We start from the raw sequence: 4,692 nt of genomic DNA on the forward strand, positions 1-4,692 counted from the left end.
GCCGTTGAAATAAACGTCCTCCTCTCTTCAGCCGCGCCAGGGCATGGTCCACGCCAGGACATGGTCCAATAGCGGATGCCTATCCTGCGACTATCGCCGGTGGCGTCTGTAGGTCGCGACGCGCGCACTGGATCTGCTCCGGACGAGTGCCGGAGAGGTCAGCATACGACAGGCTAAATCGGCACGCACGACAGGCAACACCAATGCCTGTCATTTATCCAACTGCAGCAAGACCCGTCTGTGCTGACGCGTCCCAGCAGCAAATTCATTGCCGGCGAACCCATAAACCGGCGACAAAAAGCGTTGCCGGTCATTAGCATATCTTCGTCGGCGTGCCGATTTGCTCTACCTGGCCCTAATCGAGCACCACCAACTGCTCGTCCAGCGTCATGGCTTCGACCTGATCGCGGATCACATGGACTAGTTGTCTTGAGCCGGCGGTGCAATTGTTTTGTAGCTCCAGGCGCATTTGCGTGCGCAACATGACATCCAGATTGGACAGTGGTTCGTCAAACAGGAAGACGGCCAGTTCACGCACGGGTACGCCTCATCACGATGCGCCGTCGCTCGCGCTGCCCTGGATAATTCACGCAGCTTGCAGAATAAAAGCAGTGGCAGCTCCAGTATATTGGCTACCTACGCCACCGTGTGGCGAATATATTATTTTCCGAAACCGCGGATCTTGAGTCTGTAAGCCATATTGTCGAAAACGCTCATGTGCGGGTACAAAGCATAATTCTGGAACGCCATAGCAATGCCGAGATCCCGCGGCTTGCAATAGGTGATGCACTCGTCGCCGATATAGATATCGCCGGCCGTCCACACTCTCTAGACCCGCCACCAAGCGTAATAAGGCTGACTTGCCGAAGCCGGACAGTTCCGACCAGCACGATGAATTCCCCGTCCTCCATCATCATGTCCATCGGCTCGATGATGGTATTTTTGCCGTTATGGTTTTTAACGACATGCTGTAATCGTAAACTCGCCATAGGGCGCTATTTCTTACTGTCGATCAGGTCGCACACGAACAACCGCACGCTGCATGACTAACATAATCGCCACCGGTATAGTCAGGGTTAACAGCATTTCCGCTATCACCTGATTCCACAGCGTGGTACCGTCTCCACTGGCAATCATGCTCTGTATACCCGCCACCGCCGTATCCAGCGAGGTGTCGTTAATAATCAGCAGCGGCCAGAGATTAGAGATATTGGTTCTGGCCGAAGATAAAAGTGATCATAAAAAGTGCCGCCAAATTGATTTTAGCAGTGGTAGCAGGATGTCCCACAAAAAAACAGTAGGACCTGAAACACCTGATGCGCGTCTAGAGTTGCCGTGACCAGAGAAACACATAGCGTAAACAGGATCACTGTGAAGCCAGCCAGTTAAAGAGATAATAGCTGAAGATATCCAGCCCGTGCTGCTGTCTATCATTGATAGCGCACCTTGCACCTTTCGCTCGACAAAGCGAAACTGAACAATTGTCAACACGATGACTAACATCATTAATACTACCCGACGGCGCTGCTGAACTGGCCAGATCTAGCTGGATGAAAACCTTCGCGATAGATCTTGTAAATCAGCGCAGTCATAGCCTGACGGACCGCCGGCGGTTGCGCGGTGTCAATTGCTGGAAACGTATTGAAAAGGCATACACTAGATTAATCACCAGCAAAAAGCTAACCCGCTATATCAGGTCGCGCCAATTGAAAGAAACGGCGCAACGGGCCAGCAGCCATCAACGACTGCGGCTATTCACCATAGAGTGGGAGATATAGACTGAAGAACTAAAAAGAAAAATAGTAAGTTACAGCTTATCTGCTTCACTGTGATAACCGCCACGAAATTATTAACAACATCGCCTGTCCGGCATTGGTGCATCATTCTACTAGTAGCTTAGATCGTTCAGCCAATGACTAATAAGCCTGGAACCGGGGCTAAATAGAAAACTAGTACCACTGCTACGACCAGTGCAACCGCGTAGGGAAGCAGCAGCGTTTGGTAAAACCTTTTAGCGCACAACGCGCATAACACGTAATCGACCAGCGCAGCAAACAGCGACGCTAATAACAACACACAAGCCGTCAACGGCCACATTAAACTATAGCGTGGTACCAAAGAACGCCAGACAGCCAGGATCTGCAAACAAGCGGTAGAAATCGTCCAGATGTGTAAGCCCATCCGACTAGACCGAACGATTCGACATACTGTAGAGGATACCACATCGCCTTACCGGCCGGCTAAAGAAAAAATATTTCTGCCACTGCCAACTGCGGCAAAACCAGCAAGCCAGGGCAATGCGCGGGGCCGCTAAAGCCGCGATGGCTAGCGGTCATCATGCCCATCGTTTGGCGTCGTCACGCCAACGCAGCAATGGTTCTGGCGGCTAGTATTTAATGTTTGGATTGTTCAAAACGGCTCAGCAATTGATCACCGCGTACTACCGTGTTATCCATGGCCTTCTTAGGGATAGCGCCTTACCGCTCCAAACGCGCTCCAGCCTCTCATTGACTTATGGTGCGGATTTGCGGCATATATTGCCCAGGCGCGTCCTTTTTGGTGAATGTCAGCGGCGGTTTGTTCAACATTTGGCGGATGGCGATATCAGCGCCGATGTTATGATTGTAGTAGCCATGTTACTTGCTCAGTATATAACCGGTGGTGGTCACTGGTAGATAACCAGTTTGCTGATGCCATTCGGCGACGATTTTTCTGGCTCGGCTAGGAAATATGGGAATTGTGCTACGCCATGATAGGTTTCCAGGCTCTTGCCGGCCACATAACCCACAGCTGACGTCAATCGTCGCGTCTAGCGGCACTCTCTTCACATCGACGTCATAAGGCATCATGCCAATGCCATAATTGAATTTGGCGTATTGCCGCACGGTCGATAGCGAGCCCTAGAAGCCAGTAGCCATACCGCAGTCGCCGCCATAAAATTTTGCCATATAGGCGTCATCGCCGCTGAAATAGCAGGCGCTACCGTTCTTGAGTACATCCGACAGCAGCTGGAGATGTGTTTGACCTGTAGCAGACCGTTTAACACCAGCCGGGTATCGGTGCTAACAAAACCATTATCCTGGGTCGCAACCGATATGTTGTGCCAAGCGCTGAAGTTTTCAATTTGGATCTGGCCATGATAGCAGCTGTTGGTATAACTATAGGTCAGGCCGGCTCCGCGGAATTTTACTGTGTCCGTCGTCATTTTCTGCCAGATTTGTGGCGGCTGCCAGGGGTCAAAAGCCCTGCTCATTTAAAGGAGTCTTTATTGTAATACAGCACCGGCGTGGAGCTGTTGAACGGCTGGGAGATCAGATGGCCGGTTTTACTGTCGCTATAGTAGCCTAGCGCCATCGTCAGCACAAAGGCTGTCATTATTAATATTAATGCCGGCGCCACTGAACACATAATAAACCGGTTTGATGGCGTAGCTAGTCATCCTTTTGGCGGAGCCCACCTCATACACTTACAGAATGGCGAACGCATTGCCGGTGCGCCAAGCGGGCGATGCTAGCAGCCAGCTCTTGTGGGTAAATACCCTTATAAACCGGCACTAGGCGATAATCCAGGTGCGTCTGGTTACGGGTCGCCAGGATCTCTACCTCTTTTCCTATTTTCCTAGTTTACCTTCGATAGTATTGCCAGAACGGAATTTCCGACACTGCCTAGGCGTTTTGACTGGCGATCAACATAAGCACGGTGCGGTGCGGACAACAAAGGGCGTTTACCATGCTGTTCTCTTGAAACCTGAAGTCATTAACGTCCTATAACATAACATGCGAAGATAACAGAAAAATAACGTCGCATGGAGGATTAATGATGCCGAAGGCGTCATAGGCAGGGTATCGCGCGGTAAAATACGGTAAGTGCTCTATACTTGACGATGCCTTCACCTCTCTAAGCGAATCAGGATAACGGTAATGGCTGTAAGGAACCCATTAAACTGACTATTAAATGGATGACGTTACTAAGCCCACGGATAAGCTTGATCTGAAAAAGACTCAGCCTGCCGCAGACGTCGACGCTCTATATAACACCGGCTTACCAACTCCAACGTGTTGTTCGTCGCGTGGTTCAACGATCGGCTGCTGACGGCGGCACGGGTGGAGATAGATGCCACCTGGGATTATGGGCGGGCTAGTGGGGGCTACGTTAGCCTTTTATTTACTGGATGAAACCCGGTGCTAGATGCCGGGTTTCATCTATTTGTTAGTGACTTAGCAATCAACAACTGCTGGAGAATTCCGGCCTGACGGGGAAATTTATGACCTTCTGCAGCTTCTACGAATAGCCCGACGACTGGCATCAGTGCTAACGATCAGCTGCAGTCGACCGCTGGACACTGAAATACCGGTCTATACTATACCCATTTCCATGACTGCAGGGGCCCCTTTTGCTGCCAGCAGCGCCAGTTTGTCTGGCTATTAAACTCCGTGCAAGAAGCACCACCATCCTCGCCGCCCCCCATGTTAGCCGGCGCGGCGAGGATGGTGGTGCTCCATCGCTCAAAAATTCAACTTCTGTGAGCGTCGCATATGTCTGAAGGCGATGCGCACGTCGCGCTACGCGCTCGGCGGGAGAAATCGCCGTATTTGTCGTCAGGCCTCAATCGCCAAACGTATTTTCCTCATGGCATTTTTTTCAAGCTGGCGCACGCGCTCCGCTGAAACTCCATACCGATCGGCTAGCTCC

At 51.2% G+C, this 4,692-nt stretch carries 4 protein-coding genes and 3 pseudogenes; all 7 read right to left on the reverse strand.

The window, feature by feature from the left end:
* Positions 1–233: 233 nt before the first annotated feature.
* Positions 234–989: pseudogene (locus BG74_RS17525) on the reverse strand (ATP-binding cassette domain-containing protein); the annotation flags it as partial.
* A gap of 13 nt (positions 990–1,002) precedes the next feature.
* A pseudogene (locus tag BG74_RS17530) lies at positions 1,003–1,317 on the reverse strand (hypothetical protein); the annotation flags it as partial.
* A 129-nt stretch (positions 1,318–1,446) separates the two neighbouring features.
* Positions 1,447–2,225, reverse strand: a pseudogene (locus BG74_RS17535) (ABC transporter permease); the annotation flags it as partial.
* 440 nt (positions 2,226–2,665) lie between these two features.
* On the reverse strand, positions 2,666–2,788 hold the full coding sequence (locus BG74_RS20765) for a hypothetical protein (protein WP_439895697.1): 123 nt from the start codon (positions 2,786–2,788) through the stop codon (positions 2,666–2,668).
* A 57-nt stretch (positions 2,789–2,845) separates the two neighbouring features.
* Positions 2,846–3,205, reverse strand: a complete 360-nt coding sequence (locus BG74_RS20770) for a hypothetical protein (protein WP_439895698.1) — start codon at positions 3,203–3,205, stop codon at positions 2,846–2,848.
* A 44-nt stretch (positions 3,206–3,249) separates the two neighbouring features.
* Positions 3,250–3,375 carry a hypothetical protein gene (locus BG74_RS20775; RefSeq protein ID WP_439895699.1) on the reverse strand — a complete coding sequence of 42 codons (126 nt, stop codon included), beginning with the start codon at positions 3,373–3,375 and terminating at the stop codon, positions 3,250–3,252.
* 1,223 nt (positions 3,376–4,598) lie between these two features.
* The coding region (locus BG74_RS17540) for a sigma factor-like helix-turn-helix DNA-binding protein (RefSeq protein WP_305809579.1) at positions 4,599–4,692 on the reverse strand (94 nt) is incomplete at its 5' end.

The organism is Sodalis-like endosymbiont of Proechinophthirus fluctus, assembly GCF_001602625.1.
Classification (GTDB): domain Bacteria; phylum Pseudomonadota; class Gammaproteobacteria; order Enterobacterales; family Enterobacteriaceae.

What these genes read in the sequence shown, in the direction of transcription:
- BG74_RS20770 (WP_439895698.1), bottom strand. Translation starts at nt 3,205, where the DNA reads ATGACGACGGACACAGTAAAATTCCGCGGAGCCGGCCTGACCTATAGT.
- BG74_RS20775 (WP_439895699.1), bottom strand. Translation starts at nt 3,375, where the DNA reads ATGACAGCCTTTGTGCTGACGATGGCGCTAGGCTACTATAGCGACAGT.